This is a genomic window from Priestia sp. GS2 (assembly GCF_036409025.1).
Lineage (GTDB): Bacteria > Bacillota > Bacilli > Bacillales > Bacillaceae_H > Priestia > Priestia aryabhattai_A.
This window is the reverse complement of the sequence record NZ_JAZGJX010000001.1, coordinates 1,118,128-1,134,026: the sequence shown is the minus strand read 5'-3', so window position 1 is coordinate 1,134,026 and position 15,899 is coordinate 1,118,128. Positions and strand designations below refer to the sequence as shown.

Annotated in this window: 15 protein-coding genes; 5 read left to right on the top strand and 10 right to left on the bottom strand. The window is 37.2% G+C overall.

The annotated features are described in order from the left end of the window. Positions 1 to 19: 19 nt before the first annotated feature. Together V2145_RS05815 and pbp4b are read right to left on the bottom strand one after the other, a co-directional pair. The gene (locus V2145_RS05815) at positions 20 to 1,054 is read right to left on the bottom strand and encodes a LacI family DNA-binding transcriptional regulator (RefSeq protein WP_311857385.1); all 1,035 of its coding nucleotides are present in this window, start codon (positions 1,052 to 1,054) and stop codon (positions 20 to 22) included. A 264-nt stretch (positions 1,055 to 1,318) separates the two neighbouring features. Continuing rightward, positions 1,319 to 2,677, bottom strand: coding sequence for a penicillin binding protein PBP4B (gene pbp4b / locus V2145_RS05810; RefSeq protein ID WP_330987398.1), 1,359 nt, complete (start codon positions 2,675 to 2,677; stop codon positions 1,319 to 1,321). A 240-nt stretch (positions 2,678 to 2,917) separates the two neighbouring features. On the opposite strand from pbp4b, the gene V2145_RS05805 reads away from it, so the two are divergent. After that, positions 2,918 to 4,330, top strand: coding sequence for a right-handed parallel beta-helix repeat-containing protein (locus V2145_RS05805; protein ID WP_330987397.1), 1,413 nt, complete (start codon positions 2,918 to 2,920; stop codon positions 4,328 to 4,330). Between the two features lie 71 nt (positions 4,331 to 4,401). On the opposite strand, the gene V2145_RS05800 is transcribed toward V2145_RS05805, so the two are convergent. Beyond that, positions 4,402 to 5,580, bottom strand: a complete 1,179-nt coding sequence (locus V2145_RS05800; protein ID WP_256993376.1) for an MFS transporter — start codon at positions 5,578 to 5,580, stop codon at positions 4,402 to 4,404. Between the two features lie 82 nt (positions 5,581 to 5,662). Beyond that, positions 5,663 to 6,646 (bottom strand): ring-cleaving dioxygenase, encoded by a 984-nt coding sequence (locus V2145_RS05795; RefSeq protein ID WP_094912152.1) that lies wholly within the window; start codon positions 6,644 to 6,646, stop codon positions 5,663 to 5,665. 307 nt (positions 6,647 to 6,953) lie between these two features. Between V2145_RS05795 and V2145_RS05790 the strand changes: the two genes are divergently transcribed. From V2145_RS05790 to V2145_RS05780, 3 genes are all read left to right on the top strand, one after another. Beyond that, a complete protein-coding gene (locus V2145_RS05790; protein WP_179289263.1) occupies positions 6,954 to 7,124 on the top strand; it encodes a hypothetical protein in 171 nt (56 codons plus the stop codon). 137 nt (positions 7,125 to 7,261) lie between these two features. Further along, entirely contained in the window at positions 7,262 to 7,444 is a 183-nt protein-coding gene (locus V2145_RS05785; RefSeq protein WP_256993375.1) for a hypothetical protein, read from the top strand. Positions 7,445 to 7,454: 10 nt separating this feature from the next. Beyond that, positions 7,455 to 7,856, top strand: coding sequence for a LysE family translocator (locus tag V2145_RS05780; protein WP_311857370.1), 402 nt, complete (start codon positions 7,455 to 7,457; stop codon positions 7,854 to 7,856). A 30-nt stretch (positions 7,857 to 7,886) separates the two neighbouring features. Here V2145_RS05780 and map read toward each other — a convergent pair whose 3' ends face one another. From map to V2145_RS05765, 3 genes are all read right to left on the bottom strand, one after another. Next, the gene (map, locus tag V2145_RS05775; protein WP_094912151.1) at positions 7,887 to 8,630 is read right to left on the bottom strand and encodes a type I methionyl aminopeptidase; all 744 of its coding nucleotides are present in this window, start codon (positions 8,628 to 8,630) and stop codon (positions 7,887 to 7,889) included. Between the two features lie 178 nt (positions 8,631 to 8,808). Further along, a complete protein-coding gene (locus V2145_RS05770) occupies positions 8,809 to 9,276 on the bottom strand; it encodes a DUF3278 domain-containing protein (protein WP_311857367.1) in 468 nt (155 codons plus the stop codon). Positions 9,277 to 9,278: 2 nt separating this feature from the next. Beyond that, positions 9,279 to 9,473: a helix-turn-helix transcriptional regulator gene (locus tag V2145_RS05765; RefSeq protein ID WP_078989520.1), complete on the bottom strand. Its 195-nt coding sequence runs from the start codon at positions 9,471 to 9,473 to the stop codon at positions 9,279 to 9,281. 154 nt (positions 9,474 to 9,627) lie between these two features. Here V2145_RS05765 and V2145_RS05760 point away from each other — a divergent pair, with 154 nt between their 5' ends. Next, the gene (locus V2145_RS05760; protein WP_311857364.1) at positions 9,628 to 10,164 is read left to right on the top strand and encodes an HAD-IIIA family hydrolase; all 537 of its coding nucleotides are present in this window, start codon (positions 9,628 to 9,630) and stop codon (positions 10,162 to 10,164) included. A 224-nt stretch (positions 10,165 to 10,388) separates the two neighbouring features. Here V2145_RS05760 and V2145_RS05755 read toward each other — a convergent pair whose 3' ends face one another. The 3 genes from V2145_RS05755 to V2145_RS05745 all read right to left on the bottom strand — a co-directional run bounded on the left by V2145_RS05755 (position 10,389) and on the right by V2145_RS05745 (position 15,827). Next, positions 10,389 to 11,705 (bottom strand): hemolysin family protein, encoded by a 1,317-nt coding sequence (locus tag V2145_RS05755; RefSeq protein ID WP_094912148.1) that lies wholly within the window; start codon positions 11,703 to 11,705, stop codon positions 10,389 to 10,391. A 639-nt stretch (positions 11,706 to 12,344) separates the two neighbouring features. After that, the gene (gene ggt / locus V2145_RS05750; protein ID WP_330987396.1) at positions 12,345 to 14,426 is read right to left on the bottom strand and encodes a gamma-glutamyltransferase; all 2,082 of its coding nucleotides are present in this window, start codon (positions 14,424 to 14,426) and stop codon (positions 12,345 to 12,347) included. 192 nt (positions 14,427 to 14,618) lie between these two features. Further along, entirely contained in the window at positions 14,619 to 15,827 is a 1,209-nt protein-coding gene (locus V2145_RS05745; protein WP_094912146.1) for an MFS transporter, read from the bottom strand. Positions 15,828 to 15,899: the final 72 nt, after the last annotated feature.

The following is a 15,899-nucleotide window of genomic DNA, read 5'->3' as shown; positions in this document are numbered from 1 at the left end:
CGCTCCCCTAGCTTTGTTATTATTTGGTTTTTTCTGCTATACTTTCCCGAGCAATAAAGCTCGTAGGTAACATTACTTTAATCGGTAATTCTCTTCCTTTTAACCGATCGTGTAAAAGCTTTACCGCTGTTTTCCCCATTTCCTCTGTATAAATTTTCACCGTAGATAAGCTTGGAGTTAAATAAGCAGCTGCACTAATATCATCAAAACTAACAACTGATACTTCCTTTGGCACAGAAATACATGCTTCATTAAGCGCTTTTAAAGCGCCAATAGCTAAAGGGTCACTCGCTGCAATAATTGCAGTCGGCATGCTGCCCTGTTCAATTAACTCTTTTGTCATCTCATATCCGTGAATTGGATCCCATCCTGCCACTTTTATGTAGCGTGAATTAAAGTTTCCTTTTTCCTTCATCACTCGCTCATATGTTTTTTGACGGCTTTCAGAGTGATGCTCTCCAGCACTGTCACTGAGACGCTTTGTAATCACTTTTCCACCAATAAAAGCGATATCTTTATGCTTCATTTCTTCCAGTTTTTCAATCAAACCTCTAGTTGCAGCTTCGAAATCAGAGGTTACTACGTCAAAACCTGTATCTTCAGGAGCATAGTCCACAAAGATTAGCCTATTTTTATTGTAATAAAATGAAGTTAAATCTTTTTCATCAATTGCCCCTATCACAATTAAGCCGTCTAAATGATTAAGTCCGCCTTTAGGGATTTCATTTTCACCAACCACAAACACGTTTTCCACCTTAAATTGATAAGCTTCACAAATACTTTCAATGCCTAATCGAATAGATAAAAAATATGGATCATTCACTTCATCTTTTGGTGATGTTGTTAGAATTAAACCGATAGAACGAGTCTCTGTTAACTTTGAATGTGCCATGTTTTTTCTTTTTGACGACTGATAATTTAAGCTTTTTGCAGTGTTTATCACTCGCTTCCGCGTATCATCAGCGACGGATAGTGTTTGATCACTATTTAAAATTCTAGATACGGTAGCAATTGAAACACCTGCTTGCTGTGCAATATCTTTAATCGTTGCCATAAATTAGCCACTCCCTATAAAAACTTCTATTTGCTTTTATGATAGCACACGAAAATTGGTATAGACCAAATAGTTTAAGGAAAAAAGACTCCTTGCTTATTATGTAGCCGTCGATAAGTTGATTCTATTTACTTTTTTTTAGTAAAATTAACTAAATTAATCTTACCAAAACCTTTACTACAGTTCAATGTTTTTTTGAATGCGTTTTCAAAAAAAAAAAAAAAGAAGAAGCTGATTAATCTCATCTCCTTCTTTCTTATCTCTCTATTTAATGGCTTCGTAAACGCCTGTTATAACGCTTCCATATTGACCAGTTTCAAACACGTCTCCTTCAAAGCGATTCGGATTTTCCGAAGGATTAACAAGTGGTGAATGTTTCTTATTCGTTAATAAAACAATACCTAAATCTTTTTCACGGTCGATAATGGTAACCGTACCAACCCAACCAGTATGACCAATTGCATCTCGACTTGCATGAGGACCAAACATCCATTCCATGCTTTCATCCCCATTTCTTCTCCACCCAAGCGCATACGTAGAATTCATAGGTGATGGCTCTGTAAAGACTTGAATGGTTTTCTCATCAAATAATCGCTGGCGACCATATCCTCCCCCGTTTAACATTACTTGTAATAAAACAGCTAAATCATTTGTTGTTGAGAACAAACCAGCGTGTCCCGAAATACCTCCCATTGAATAGTATGCTTTTTCGTCATGAACTTCTCCTTGCAATGTATATGTTCGAACATTCGGAAAACTTATAACACCATCTCGCGTATTACCCTGTAGTTCAGTTGCCGCAAAGTTTTTAGACTTAAACCCTTTTTGTAGCGGATTAAACAGTGTATGCTTTAAGCCCAATGGTCGATAAATTTCATTTTCTACGTAATAATCTAAACGCTGATTGGTAATTCTCTCAACAATAATGCCAAGGAGCATATAGTCAACGTCGCTGTATACGTTCTTTGTTCCCGGCTCGTATTGAAGAGGTGTTTTGGAAATTAAGTTTATAGTTTTTGCTCTGTCCTGGGAGTATAAAGCACTGGCTTTTGGATGGAAGTATTGTGGGTCTGGCGGAAATCCCCCGCTATGATGCAGTAAATCAATCACTTTCATTTGATTCTTTCCTTTAATAACATCTTCTGGCTGGTCTTTAAAGTCTGATAGGTATGTTTGAACCTTTTCATTTAAATTCAGTTTCCCTTCGCTAACTAGCTTTTGGAGAGCAAAATTTACCGCATACATTTTCGTATTAGAAGCTAAATCAAACATTGTATCTTCCTTCATTTTTTCAGGATGTTTTAGTAGTGTGGAACCATTATATTTTTTAGCATAACCATAAGCAGTATTTTTCACAACCTTACCATTTTTCACAACCAATAATACGGCACCTGGAAAGCCACTTTTAATTTCTTGTTCAATCATGGCATCCACTTCTCTTAGCTTTGCAGACGACATTCCGACCTCCTCAGGTTTAGCTTTTTTTAACACTGAGTGATTGATAGGGTGAGATATATCTTGATGAACAGATGTTTCTGAATGAATATTAGCAGATGCAGATAAAGGGCTGCTTGCTAGGGCAAGTAGCCCTGCTAGAGATAATACTGCGTACGTTTTTTTCATTGCACTTCCTCCTACAAGAATAGTAGATGCATAACTAGGATTGTGCTTCTACTATTATTATAAAAGAAAACTAAATTAGAAGATATTTGATATAGGTCCTGTTTTTTTATTCCAGCCGATATTTAAATACTGCATTTGGCTTAATTTTTCCATTTACGAGCCTTATTTCTAAGGACAAGGATCACAATTTTACATTTTTTAACATAAAATAGTATAAAAAATGCAAAGGATGTTATACCATTGAGTAAAAAAGCAAAAAAGCTCGGAAAATGCTGTCCCCCTTCCCCGCCTGTCATTCCAACTCCAAACTACGGTTATGTCTTCAATACTGGTAATCAAAATATACCTGTTGAAAGTGATATTCCGTTTAGTTCAAACGGAGCGTTGCTAGGCATCTCTCATAGCACTAGCACTACACCAATTACTATTCAAAATCCTGGAACATATGCAGTTTGGTTTATCGTAAACGGAACAACCTCTAATCAATTCGCATTATACCAAAATAACACTCTTGTTCCTGGAAGTATTTACGGCACAGAAACACCTGCTGCTGGAACGTCTGCTGGAAATATCGGAATGGTCATTATTTCTGCACTCGTAGGTGACCAGCTATCGGTACGAAACCATACAAGTGCGGCCCCAGTAAACTTAGATAATGCTTCTGGAGGAACACAAACAAACGTTAGCGCTTCAATTATGCTAATTAAAGTAGGTCCTCCTATATCACCCGATCCAACTTTAGCAGCTGTTAACAGTGCTCAAACTATTGCGGAAATGCGCATTGCCATTACTAACCCTGCACTTGGCTTAAATTTAACAGCATTTAATTCGTTAACTCTTGCACAACAAGACCAGGTCTTACAAGGGTTAATTACTAACCGGCCTGCTTTAGGCTACCCGACAGTTCAAAGCGTCCAGATTGCTCTTGATAATGAAATCAGCCAATTAGTGGACCCTAATAATATTTATGTAAGAGCAGGTGCCGTAGGAGGTAACGGCAGTCTTGGAAGCCCGTTTGGAACCATTCCTCAAGGCATTGCAGCTGTAAATGTCGGAGGTACTGTTCATATTTTAGAGGGAACGTATCCAATTACCTCTCAAATCAACGTGAACAAGGTTAATATTACTCTACTTGGAGAAAATAATCCTGTCTTATTATTACAAGCTGCTGTCATCCCTCTTTTAGTTACAGCCAGTGGCGTTACGGTGGACGGATTAACGCTGACTAGCCCTATTCCATATGCAGTTGAGTTTATTCAAGTTGGTGGTAGCAATATTCGCCTACTAAATAATACAATTTACGGCCCCCCTCAACCACTGCCAATGTCAAACTGGGTTGTTAATCGTGCCGTTGTTTCTCAGGTTGGAGCATCTAATATCCTCTTAGAAGGCAATACTTTTTATTCTTTACGAACGGGAATGTACATTAATCCGAATACAACAGGTGCTATTAATAACAATGTTGTATACAATACTAAAGGTGGTTTTTTAGTGGATGGTGCTTTTACGACTTTTCTTGGAAACTCATGGGGCACTCCTCCAAATGAATTTGATATTGTGCTCTTAGCAGGTACAACTACCGGACCTCCATATAACAATATCCCTGCTCTGCAAGCAGCCAACAACAACGCGACTATCTCTGATCAACGGTAAGAAAAAAGTGGACTCTATATATAGAGTCCACTTTTTTCTTATGATTTTATTCTATTTATTTAATATATATACTATCCTCTATGTCTAGCAACTGACCTCATAGCAAGCCATTGAATAATACTCATTATAAATATTACAACGAGTAAAAAAACATACGTAGAGTAAAATTGACCAGTTAGATCAACTAAAGTTCCGATGATAATTGGCCCCAATGCGCCGATGATATAGCCAGCTGACTGGGTCATTGCTGACAAGCCGGCAGCTTCATCAGCATTTTTGGATAAATCAATCGGCAATAGCAAGTTTAGCGGAAATAGCGTTCCAGCACCGATACCAATAAAGATTGCGCCCACCCACGGAACAACTTCAAGAGCTAATAAAAGTAAACCTAACGCTTCCATCCCAGCAGCAAACCAGAGCCAAAAAAGGCGTGACGTCACTTTCTTTAGTAAAACTGGCAATAAAAATCCTACTGGGATTTGAGTTGCCGTAAAGAGCGTAAGAATACTTGCAGCATACTGCTTCGAATAACCTTGGGATTCAATTAGTGGAGCAATCCATGCTGTTGCTGAATAAAAGATCATCGCCATACAGCCAAAAGATAACGTTAATAACCACGCACGCTTGTTATTCCAAGGAATTGGCTTTACTTCTTCGTGTACCGAAAGATTAGAGGAAGCTTTGCTATTCTTCAAAACCCAGTGCCACCAAACCGGAATAGCTACGATAGCAAACAGTATCCAAATACTCAACGTCACTCTCCAAGAATTTGTGCTTTCATAAATTGAAACTGAAAGCCATGAAGCGGCCACTGCTCCCGTTGTCAATGCAGCGGTATAAAGGCTAATCATAAAAGGTACATGCTCATTAAAATATTTTTTTATAAAGCCAGACAAAAGCGGTCCCATAGCAGCAATGCCTATCCCTGCTATAAGGGAGGTCATAATTAAAAAACTGGTTGAATATGTAAAAAAACGCAAAACTGTTCCAAGTCCAATCAAGCAAAGTGCATATCCAATAATACGCTCTAGCCCAAATTTTTGACCCAAACCTGCAGCAAGTGGGGAAAACACCCCCATACACAATACAGGCACAGCTGTCAAAAGGCTGGCCGTAGATGCATTCATTTGAAGCGCTGATGTAAGCTCCTGTAAAATAGGGGAAATTGAATTAATGGCTGGCCTCATATTCAGTGCTGCAATCATAATGGAAACAGCAAATAAAATCATTTTCTTTTTATTAATAATCAACACCTCCACACCTTCTCTTTCTATTATACGTCAGTTCTTCTGACAATGACGTAAAAAAAGCAGCTTCCATTGGAAGCTGCTTTTACTCATACTCTTTCTCAAATATTTTTGTACTACGAACTGTTTCAATTGGTCGTACAAGCTTTTCAATTTGTTCACGTTTAGGCTCTAAAAATGGAGGAAGTGAAAGTTTTTCACCTAATGTTTCATACTCTTCATCTCCCATAAATCCTGGACCATCGGTTGCAAATTCAAATAAAATACCAGGAGAAACGCGAGCATATAAAGATTCAAAGAAGTGACGATCCACATAGCCTGATGTTGGAAATCTAAAGCTTGCAAGTCGATCAATCCACTCTTCAAGCACTTGACGATCATTCACTCGAAACGCTACGTGGTGAACGGTTCCGTATCCTTGAATACCTTCTGGTAAAGTTGTATTATGTTCAACGACTACTTGAGCACCGTTTCCACCTTCTCCAACTTCAAATAAATACAAGTCACCTTTTTGGTCTACTTGTCGGAATAATAATACTTTCTCTAATACTTCCTTGAAGAAATCAAAATTAGCAACGCGTACAAAGATTGGACCAAGTCCAGTAATTGCGTATTCTAATGGAATCGGGCCCTTTTGCCAAGGTGTGCCAGAGGCTACTCCCGCATTTCCTTCATCAGAAATTAATTGGTATTGCTGATCATCAAAGTCCACAAAAGATAAAATTTTCTTTCCGAATAGTTCTTGAATACCACCGTGATGAACACCTAAACGATTAAATCGCTTTTCCCAATATTGAAGTGCTTCATTGTTTGGAACACGAAATGATGTTTTAAAAATTTCATTCGTACCATGAGATCCTTTTGGAATTCCTGGGAAGTCAAAAAACGTCATATCAGTTCCAGCACTTCCTTTATCATCTGCAAAAAACAAATGATAGGTTTGAATATCGTCCTGGTTGACTGTTTTTTTCACCAAGCGCATCCCTAGTACATACGTGAAAAACTCATAATTTTTTTCAGCACTACTCGTAATAGCTGTCACGTGATGAATACCTTTTAATTCATTCATTCTAATTCCTCCTAAATGGGATTATGTTTATAGTATCATTTTATTTTCATATCAAATATCTTTAATTCGAGATAATTATATCAAATTCGCTTTCATCATGTCAATGTCAATCAATTAACTCATGATAATTAAGTAAAAATGGACTCGCCCTTTTCTACTCAATAAGGGCTTTTGCATATACCAGGTTGTCCTGTTTTTCATATCTTATATTAAGTAGAATGCATTAGAGCTTCTACTAATAAAACAACTGGGAGATGATTGTCAATGTGTAGAAAACACGACAAACACCGTAAAGGTAAAAAAGATTATGGTAAGAAAGAGTTTAAATGCTACTGCTACGAAAAAGATTCTTACAAAAAAGATTACAAGCACGATGACAAAAGAACTTGTGACAAAAAGAAACGTAGCCACGACAGAAAAGAAAAATGTTCTCACAAAAGAAGCGGCAAACGTTACGGTAAATACGACAACTAATTAAAACAAACTAGCTTTGTTTTAATTACAAGAAAAGAATAGAATGCTTTTTGTTCTATTCTTTTTTTACATATATTGGACTTTCCCTCTTACCTGTAAGCTGTTATGATAAAGAAATTATATTTAGAGGAGTATGACTTAATGGACTTGCATTATTTAATCAAAGGCTTAGCAATTGGGGTTTCAGTCGCAGCACCTGTTGGCCCAATTGGTATCTTATGCATTAATCGTACTTTAACAAAAGAAAAACTGCATGGCTTTGTATCAGGATTAGGCGCTGCTAAAGCAGATGCTTTATATGGCTTAGTAGCAGCTTTTTGTTAAGTCAAAAAATATGGCTGCAGTTAATCGGTGGCCTTTTTTATGTTATTTAGGGGTACAAACATTTCGTTCTCGACCTGCAGAAAAAGCTGCTGTTGCACAAAAAAGCACACAGCTGTTTGAATCCTTCTTTTCTATATTAATTCTTACTGTTACAAATCCAATGACGGTCCTGTTTTTTATCGGTATTTTTTCAGGTATCGGTTTAAGTAATGAATCGTTTTCATTACCTAGCGCGTTGCAAATGGTTGTTGGAGTCTTTATCGGTTCAGGATTATGGTGGCTGTCACTTAGCCTAGGAGTTGGCATATTTAAATCAGCATTCACGCCTCAAAGGCTAAGCTGGATAAACAAGTTATCCGGCTATATTATAGTAGGATTTGGACTATGGAGTTTATTGCAGCTTATTCTATAAATAAAAAAGCAGATGCATATGCATCTGCTTTTATTCTGTTACAACAATTGGTTGACCTTTTGTCACAATAATCGTATGTTCAATTTGTGCAACAAAGCTCCCGTCATTTGTCGCTAGCGTCCAGCCGTCATCCAACTGATATGCTTCTTCAGCATTTGTTGATACAAACGGTTCATACGCAATAACCATTCCATCTTTTAAAAGAGTGCGGTCTCTTGGTTCATAGTAGTTATGAACGTGATCTGGTTTATCGCGAAGTGAATGTCCTACCCCGTGACCCGTTAGGTTTGTAATAACCGTGTATCCACGTTTTCGCGCACTGTTATGAACAGCTCGCCCAACATTACTAAGCTTACCGCCAGCTTTAAACTTTTTCAGTCCCTCATCAAATACTTCTTTTGTTGCTTTACAAAGCTTCTCCAAAAACTTATTATTGTCTCCAACAACAAATGAAATACCCGTATCAGCAAAATAACCGTCCTTAGAGCCTGAAACATCAATATTAACAAGATCTCCCTCTTTAATCACGCGCTTTCCAGGAATGCCGTGAGCTACCTCTTCGTTTACACTAATACAAGAATAGCCTGGAAAATCAAATAATTCCTTTGGGGCAGAAATTGCTCCATGTTTTTCAAAAAGTTCTTTAGCTAGTTCATCTAGTTCACCTGTTGTAACTCCAGGCTTCGTTTCTTTTACTAACGTATCTCTTATCTCAGCAAGGATCTTTCCAATTTTCATTAAGCCTTGCTTTTCTTCTTCAGTACGTACTATCACTTTCTATTCACACCTTTCATATGAACATATCTTATCTTACTCCAAGGATTCAAGCAATGAGTTAGGACTACAAATAAATAAAACGAAATATTCAATTTTTTTATCATATAAAAATACAGGCCTAAGTATAGCCTGCATTTCTTTTTTTCTTCGTTTATTTTTCACACTCATTATTTCATTAATCTAAGAGTTCTTTGTTTTTTAAATAGGAGCGTTTTAACGAGGTGTATTCGGCTAGAAAAATGAATAAACCTGCAAATACAACGATCATGAAGTCAAACAGCTGTTCACCAAGTAACTGCAGACCTACAGAAACAAGATAGAGCACTGAAAAGATGATCATAAAACTCGCTGACCTTACCATGATTCGCTTTTTTTCTTTTTTAAACGCATCTTCAGACATTACATTTGCATACTCAATCCCAGAAAAAATATATCGAATAAATACGTACGCTACAAACAGTAAGATAGGTACCCCTGCAATCCACTGAGCTGGCAGATTCCATTCTGGTAGAGAGTGGGTTCCTACGACTAAGATACCACATGAAACACACATCAACAACGAGCCTTCACCTAGAAAATAAACCACTTTTTGAGCTTTGTACTCATCGTTAGGAAGCACATATGATAACCACGAATCTTTCATTGTTATTCCTCCTCCCAAAACAAATCATTTAACGTTTTGTCAAGTTCTTTTGCAATATTAACGCAGAGCTGAAGGGTAGGATTATATTTACCTTTTTCAATTAATCCAATTGTTTGCCTTGTTACATTTACTTTTTGTGCAAGGTCTGCCTGTGTTATTCCTTTTTCAATGCGGGCAAATTTAACTTTATTTTTCAAACAACCACCTTTTCCACTTTGCAATATATATATTACTTTTGTTAACTATATATTACATTTCATAGTTAAAATTGTCAACTTAATATTCCATTAATTGAACAATTATCCATATTCATATAAGATGAAAATAGTTTAATAGAAAAGAGGTTTCTTGATGGCTCCGTGTATTCAAGCAGTTTTTATTGATCGTGATGGCACAATAGGAGGCGACGATACAGTTCATTACCCAAAAGACTTTACGTTGTTTTCTTTTTCATTAAAAACCATTCATTTATTAAAAGAGCACAATATTAAACTATTTGCTTTTACCAACCAGCCTGGAATTTCAAGCGGAGAAGCAACCAAAAATGAGTTTATAAACGAATTGACTTCATTTGGGTTTGACGACTTTTGCATTTGTCCCCATCATCACACTGCGGGATGCACATGCAGAAAGCCGAGTATCGGCATGCTTATAGAAGCTGCCCGTAAGCATCAGTTAGACTTATCAAAATGTGTGGTAATTGGAGATCGGTGGTCGGACATTGAAGCTGGAAGGAAAGTAGGAGCAACAACAATTTTAGTGCAGACAGGTGCAGGAAAACAATCACTTGCTGAGCATAAGCATAAACAAACGAAAGACTTTCCTCATTATGTTGCTACAAATTTAGAAGAAGCTGCAAAGTGGCTCATTACAGCTTCGTTCTATTGAAAAGGTAGAAAGAGAATGAAAGATAAAATGTTTTATGTTTGATTGGCGATAATCGCTATCATTCCATATTTCACAGGTGAAATCGTGCTATTTATGATGCTTTACTTAGTCCTCATGGCACTCCAGGGGATACACCAAACGTTGCTGCATTTTTATGAAGATTGGAAGCGCAGAAATCACATATAAAAAAACCAGCTTGACCCTATAGTCAAGCTGGTTTTTTATTATACTTCAGCTACGTCTTCTTGCAACTTCATTACTTCTACTTCTTTTATTTGCAATCCGTCTACATCATTCACCTTAAACTCATATCCCTCGTAAACGATACAATCATGAAGCTCAATATCAGTTTTTTGCGTTAAAATCCAACCACCAATTGTATCAACTTCTTCTTCTTCGAGATGAATGCCTAATAAGTCATTTACCTCTTGAACTAGAACTTTGGCATTTAAAAGGTAGTGATTATCTGATACTCTACGAACTTCTTGAACTTCTTCAGCATCAAATTCATCTTGAATTTCTCCAACGATTTCTTCAAGAATATCTTCAATTGTAACAAGTCCAGACGTACCGCCGTATTCATCAATTAAAGCAGCCATTTGCGTACGATTCTTCTGCATTGTTAACAGTAAGTCGTGAATTGGAATAGATTCAATAACCTGAATAATTGGCTTCATATATCGCTCAACCTTCTCTTGCTTTAAGTGGTTGTGGATGACCACATCATTTAAAACTTCTTTCAGGTTAATTAGGCCAATGATTTGATCTTTATCTCCTTCTGCTACAATTGGATAACGCGTATAGCGTTCTTCTACTGCTATTTTTAAAAATTCTTCTATTGTATCTTCATTGGATACCACAATCATCTCTGTTCTTGGCACCATAATTTCACGTGCAACGCGATTATCGAATTCAAATATATTATTTACATATTTATATTCGGCTTGGTTAATTTCTCCACCTTCATAGCTTTCTGACAAAATAATACGAAGCTCTTCTTCGCTATGCGCAATTTCATGTTCAGAAGCTGGCTTTAGTCCGAAAAGACCAACTAAAATACGTGCTGATCCATTTAATAACCAGATGAAAGGATACATTAAACGATAAAACCAAATAAGAGCTGGCGCTAATAACAGTGTTACCGTTTCTGCTTTTTGAATAGCAACTGTTTTCGGAGCTAGTTCTCCTACTACAACGTGCAGGAACGTAACAATGGCAAAGGCAATTGCAAAGGATAATAAATGTGACAGAGTTGATGAAAAACCAAAATCAGCAAAGATTGGATTTAAGATTTTCTCAACAGTCGGCTCTCCTAACCAACCTAACCCTAACGCTGTAATTGTTATACCTAACTGACAGGCAGATAGATACTCGTCAAGATGTGTGGTTACCCTTTGGGCTGCAAGTGCCCCTCTGCGCCCTTCAGCAATCAGCTGATCGACCTTTGAACTACGAAGTTTTACAATGGCAAACTCAGCCGCTACGAAGAACGCGGTTAAACCAATTAAAAGCGCAACTAATAGTAAATTAAGTGTAATCAATACGTTTTCTTATTCTGGCAAAAAGCAGAATAAGAGAACACCTCCTGTTTTATAAAAGTATCGACTGGATTACACCTTTATGTATAAAGGTGATTCCAGGTGCATAAGTGTAACTTTCAATCTCTTTTTAATGCACGCTACTTTTATTACATTAACCATACTTGCAAATCTGCTTCGTCTGCTATGTCTCCCTGCCCCATGGAATCACCCCCTTTTAAACTATCACTTAATGGTTTTTACTATAATGTATAGCAAAGATTAAGAATCATTATACATGATTTTGGAGAAACGTACAGATAAGTTCATGGCGAATTTATGAACTTCATTTTAACGTTTAAAGCTTTTACATTCCTGTAACAAAAGAGTTTGAGATATAACAACATGATTGCTTCTAAAAAACGAACACTAGCTGTTTTCACCTCTTTTATCTGAACACGTTTATTCCACTGCGCTGCAGGATCTCAGGTTTTACTCTAGTTCCAGAAGGAGTCGAATGTCCTACGCTCTATTCCATACTATTTTCAAACTGTTTTTTATAAACAACAAAAAGCCTGAACAATTAAGAATTCATAACTCTTAATTGTTCAGGTATAGTAGGGGCTTACCTACTTATATCTTGGTCTCTTTTAATACTAAACTTTAGTTCGTGATAATGTCTCCATCTTCATCATCAATTGGATTATCAATTTCTACAGGGTCCCTCTCTAAAGAAAGCTCTTTTTTCTTTTCGTCCCACTTCACTTCAAATCCTGCTCCTACTGCAGTAGTAGCAGCCGGTAAGTAGGAGTGTTTCGTTGGCTTATACAGCTTCAAATCGCTCGTTTTTAAAAGCCCCAAACCAAGTAGCAGTTTATCAGCTTGTACATAAGGCTTGCCATCGATGAGCTTAAGCTGGTCATGCGTATATGGGTACTTGACATTATTCACTTTTACTGTGAACGGCCCCTCTTTTTGTTCTTGAATTGGCTTGGGCTGTTTTGCTTTATAGGAAAAGCGATCCACTCCTAAAACGGTTCCTTCGCGCGTGTTGTCAGCCCCACCGTACATCTTTCCGGTTTCTCGATCGAGAATAGCTGCTTGGACATTTCCAATATGCTGCGCTGTTTCTTCAAAAGCATGCCCTTTAGCCATTAGTTCTAATCGCGTATTTTGATCAATATCAGGCTCCCATCTAACGGTTGGATAAGCTGCTGAATAAATACGCGGTGTTAAAATTGCTTCTTGAATAGGCATCTCGTGATCTACAACATTCATAATTGTTTCAGCGACTGATGCAATAATTGTTGGGCCTCCTGGTGAACCAATTGCCATAAACAGCTTTCCATCTTTTCCTAAAAATGTTGGGGACATACTGCTCCGTGGTCGCTTGCCTGGCTCTACTTCGTTAACTCCACCTGGTGTTGCATCAAAGTCCGTCATTTCATTATTAAGCATAAAGCCATATCCAGGTACCATAATACCTGACCCAAATACTTGTTCAATAGTAGTTGTATACGAAACCATATTTCCCCACTTATCTACTACTGAAAAATGGGTGGTTTGTCCGATTGGCGTTTCTTCTTTCACGACTTCTTTCTTTTCTTTCTCCCCACCTTGATACTTCCAAGGATCTCCTTCTTTCACCTCAGGTGTTGAACGATTTTTGTTAATAAGCTTACGACGCTCATTTAAATATTCTTCGTTTAGTAAGCCTTCTTTAGGTACAGCGTAAAAATCTTCGTCAGCCATATAAGCTGCGCGATCTGCGTACGCTAAGTGCATCGCTTCTGTTAAATAATGAAGGTACTGAGGAGAGTTTGCTCCCATTTTTTTAACATCATAACCTTCCATCAGCTTTAAAATTTGTAACACCGTTAATCCACCTGAGCTTGGCGGTGCTGCACTAATAACATCATAACCTCTGTATGTAGTAGCTACAGGCTCTCTTTTCTTAACTGTATAATTTTTCAAATCTTCTTCAGTCATCGTTCCTTCTTTAGCTTGTACTTCTTCAGCTAAAGCTTTCGCAATATCTCCTTCATAAAAAGCTGCAGGACCATCCTCTTGTAAAATTCTAAACGTTTTAGCAAGATCTTTTTGTAGGAGTAAATCTCCTTCTTCAAGGGGTTCGCCATTTTGAAGGAAAATTTCGGCTGCTGCTTTATTATTTTTCAACTTCGACTTATTTTCATTAATATACTGTGCCATCGACCAATTGACCTTAACACCTTTATCCGCTTGTTTAATAGCTGGTTCAATTAGCTTTTCAAATGTCATTGTCCCATGATCTGCAAGGGCTTGTTCTAATACTTTTGCTGTACCAGGAACTCCAACTGCCTTTCCAGTTGTGTGTCTCTTGCTAAAAGGTACAGGCTTTCCTTTTTCATCTAAGAACAATTTCGATGTTACATTAGCTGGCGCCATTTCACGACCGTCAATCATTTCAATATCGTTTTCTTTCTCATCGTAAATCATCATAAATCCGCCGCCACCAATACCTGACATCATTGGCTCAACAACGTTTAAAGAAAGCTGAATAGCTACGGCTGCATCGACGGCGTTACCACCATTTTCTAACACTTCTTTCCCTACTTTAGCTGCTAAAGGGTGTGACACAGACACAAGGCCTTTCGTCGCTCCTTGCTTCATCGAGCGATTCACTCCTGGCACTTCTGCAGATCCTACTGGTGCAATAACACTAAAGACTAGCATAATAGCAAAAAAACTTTTTAACACCTTCATCTACTTCACGCTCCTTTTTAATAGGTGGAATGTATCCCTTCACATTCTATAATAAACTAAATTTTCATAATTTTTTACAAAATAAAGCAAAATAATACATTTTAACTATAAATAACAATATTTAGAAACTAATAGGTCCTAATTAACTAAAAAAGCTACTAAAATAATTGAGCAGCCTTTCAACTCATTATGTTATATTAAAGGAGTTTTTTTTTGCTTAAGAGTCCTTATGATATAAATACATACTAACCCTACACTGATGATTACATATCCCATCCCACCAATTAATCCAAGTGTTCGACTATCTATTACTGTCAATAATAAGCCTGCTCCAAACATAGATAAACCCAGAGTTACGTTGGAAATGGTTGTAAACATACCAAATACCTTTCCTTGATGTTGTAAAGGCGTCACTCTCATAACAACTGAATCCAGACAAGCATTGCTAATACCTGAAAAGAATGCTAGAACCAAATAAAAGCAAAACGCAAGCTGCCAGGAATAGGTGTTACTTATCATCATTAAGAAAATGCCTTCTACTCCAAGAGAGACTAATCCACAAATCAACAGATATTTTCGGATTCGATTCGCCACAATAAAGCTAAGCATTAGCCCCATCCCAAGTCCTCCGTAAAACAAGCCTACCCCCCAGCTTTCTATGTTAAATTCTTGAACAGCATACACGCTAATGAGTACGTTATCAATTCCATTAAAGATAGGTACAAAAAGTTCAAAGCAAAAAACCAAAATTAAAGCTACCGAAGACGTAATAATTGAATAAACAGCAGAAATTGTAATGGATTCTGTTGGTTTCGAATTTACTTGTTGTCCACCTCTATCTACTAGTTTGTATACAATTAAACTGGCAAATAAAAAAGAACACGCATTTAATATAAACGTGACATCACTTCCTATATAAAAAGAAGCAAAGCCACCAATAAGAGAGCCACCAACTAATACAATTCCTAATAATACTTGCTCTAAACTATTAACCTGTACAATACGGTTCGAATGAATAACAGTAGGTATTAAAGCCTTTCTTGTAGGAGCATAGATAGCTTCTCCCGCTGCTAATACAAACGTACTGACATAAACAAGCCAAATCATTGAAGAATCGTTTACCCATATAAAAGCTAAAGCAAACGGAATTCGAATGAGGTCTGTAACAATTAAAATCATTGGCTTTGAAAAACGATCCGCAAGCGCTCCTCCTAAGGGGCCAAAAAAAAGAAACGGAAGAACCCTAATGCCAAGTGCTGTACCTACTGCTAGGCCAGATTCCGTATATTCTAAAAGCAAAGCTAACAACGCTACTTGGCTGAAACGATCTCCTACTCCGTTCACAATCCCTGCTAAAAATAAACTTCGATATGCTTTCTCAACTTTTAATAAATAAATCATCTTTCTATCCCCTTTAACTAATTAGATAATTATCTAATTAGTTGTGTGAAATAAAAGCTAGTTGATTAAACT